1 protein-coding gene is annotated in these 1,199 nt (G+C 70.9%); it reads right to left on the bottom strand.

Annotation, left to right across the window (positions count from 1 at the left end; translation table 11 throughout):
* The coding region (locus tag HHX41_RS39410) for a Gfo/Idh/MocA family oxidoreductase (RefSeq protein WP_310742385.1) at nt 1-1,072 on the bottom strand (1,072 nt) is incomplete at its 3' end.
* Nucleotides 1,073-1,199 lie beyond the last annotated feature (127 nt).

Here is a 1,199-nt window from a genome sequence, read left to right as displayed (position 1 = left end):
CGGGGTCGGTGCCGGCGGCCACCGCCTCGATGAAGTCCTTCACCTCATGGGTGAAGGTGTGCTCGTAGCCGAGGCCGTGACCCGGCGGCCACCACGCCCCGGCGTACGGGTGGTCCGCCTCGGTGACCTGCACCCGCCGGAACCCGTGCTCGGCACTGCCGATGGTGTGGTCGTGGAACCACAGCTCGTTCATCGCCTCGAAGTCGAAGGACAGGCTGCCCAGCGATCCGTTGACCTCGATCCGCAGCGCGTTCTTGTGCCCGGTGGCGAACCGGGTGGCCTCGAACGACGCCAGGCCGCCGCCGCTGAGCCGGCCGAGGAACAGCGCGGCGTCGTCGACGGTGACCGCGCCCCTTCCGGCGCCGCCGCCGGCCGAGAGCCCGGCCGAGCTGGCGGCCAGGGGACGCTCCTTGACGAAGGTCTCGGTCAGCGCCGACACCCCGACGAGCCGCTCACCGGTGATGAACTCGGCGGTGTCGATGATGTGGGCGCCGATGTCGCCGAGAGCCCCGGACCCGGCCTTGTCCTTCTGCAGACGCCAGACCAGGGGGAACTCCGGGTCGACGATCCAGTCCTGCAGGTACTGCGCCCGCACGTGCCGGATCTCCCCGAGCCTGCCCTGTTCGACGAACCGCCGGGCCAGCGAGACGGCGGGCACGCGGCGGTAGTTGAAGGCGACCATGCTGCGCACGCCGCGGGCCGCCGCCGCGCGGGCGGCGGCGACCATGGCCTCGGCCTCGGCGACCGTGTTGGCGAGCGGCTTCTCGCAGATAACGTGCTTGCCCGCCTCCAGCGCCGCGACGGCGATCTCGGCGTGGCTGTCACCGGGAGTGCAGATGTCGACGACCTGCACGTCGTCACGCTCGAGGAGCCGCTTCCAGTCGGTCTCCGCGTGGGCCCAGCCCAGCTTCTCGGCGGCCTGCGCGGTCCCCTCGGCGGACCTGCCGGCCACCGCCACCATCGCGGGTTTGATCGGCAGGTCGAAGAACGCGTCCACACTGCGCCAGGCCTGGGAATGGGTCCGGCCCATGAACGCGTAGCCGACCATGCCGATCCCGAGGACGGGTCTCACGATTCGAAGCCGGTCGGCAGGTACTGCTCGGCGTTGTCCTTGGTAACGGTCTCCGAGGTCAGGGTGATCGACTGCGGCACCTGCTGCTCCAGCAGGTCGCTCATGCCCTTGCCCTGCGCGATCAGTC

Origin of the sequence: Microbispora sp. H13382, from assembly GCF_014161445.1 — a bacterium.
In the GTDB taxonomy this organism is placed as follows: Bacteria; Actinomycetota; Actinomycetes; order Streptosporangiales; family Streptosporangiaceae; genus Microbispora.
This window is presented reverse-complemented; position numbering and strand designations above follow the sequence as displayed.